Here is a 1195-nt window from a genome sequence, read left to right as displayed (position 1 = left end):
CTGATCGCCGGATTACACAAGGTCCTTGGAACGCCCGTTACAGCCAGGATCTGATTGAACACCTTCCCGTCGGGCTCTATATCTGCGATCGAAATGCCGTCGTTGTTGCTTACAACCTCAAAGCAGCAGAGATCTGGGGAGAGACCCCAGTCAAGGGTGATCCCGAGGTGAAGTTCTGCGGCGCTCACAGACTTTATGCAGGTGACGGCACCTACCTGCCCCATGACCAGACGCCAATGGTGCAGGTTCTGGCCACAGGTGAGCCCGCACTGAATGTCGATGTGATCGTTGAGCGGCGTGACGGTAGCCGTCGCAACGTTATTGCAAACGTCACGCCTCTTTTTGACGAAGGTGGACACCAGATCGGCTTCGTTAATTGCGTGCAGGACGTCACTTTCCTTAGGCAGCGTGAGGCAGAGAGGGTCCAGATGATCAGCGATCGGTTTCAGGCTCAGAAGATGGAAATCGTAGGCCAGCTCACCACGGGCATCGCGCATGACTTCAACAACATGCTGACGGCCGTAACGGGCTCGGCAAGTCTCGCTGAGCATTACCTTAAAAACGATAAGCCCGACCATGCAAAGAAGCATCTGGCCAATGCACTGCGCGCGTCCCAGACCGCGAGTGCGATGACAGCCCGGCTTATGGCTTTTTCCAGACGGCACAAGCTTGGTTCAGAAGTGATCAATGTGAATCCGTTAATCACTTCGCTAATTGAGCTTGGTCGTGGAAGCTTGGGATCAAAGGTCTTATATGAGACTGATTTGGCGTCCAACCTTTGGCTGACGAAGGTCGATCCACACCAACTGGAAAGCGCCGTGTTCAATCTGATGGTCAACGCCCGGGATGCGATGCCGGCAGGAGGCACCATTTCGATTCGCACCTCCAATGTAGATGTCAGTGAACTGATGGCTGCCAAGGGCTCCCTACTGGTAACCGGTCAATCGTGTGTGCGAATTCAGGTGTCTGACACGGGCACCGGAATGCCTGTGGCGCTTATCGAGCGGATCTTCGAACCCTTCTTTACAACCAAAGAAGAGGGAAAAGGCACAGGTCTCGGCCTGACGATGGTCTACGGGTATGTCATCCAGGCGGGAGGATGCCTTACGGTTGAGAGCCAGGAAGGCCACGGCACAACTTTTTCGCTGTTCATGCCGAGAGACGTTCTTCCAGAGGTCGACGCGGTCATCTGAGA

General features: G+C 54.8%; 1 protein-coding gene. It reads left to right on the top strand.

Annotated elements, in window-relative coordinates; all coding sequences use genetic code 11:
• Positions 1 to 1193, top strand: a 1193-nt coding sequence (locus BBI10_RS00125) for a two-component system sensor histidine kinase NtrB (protein WP_065986011.1), incomplete at its 5' end; no start/stop codon positions are given.
• Positions 1194 to 1195 lie beyond the last annotated feature (2 nt).

The sequence above is a fragment of the Pseudomonas graminis genome (genome assembly GCF_001705435.1).
In the GTDB taxonomy this organism is placed as follows: Bacteria; Pseudomonadota; Gammaproteobacteria; order Pseudomonadales; family Pseudomonadaceae; genus Aquipseudomonas; species Aquipseudomonas graminis_B.
Note: the sequence above shows the minus strand (reverse complement) of the source record. Positions and strands in the feature narration are given on the sequence as shown.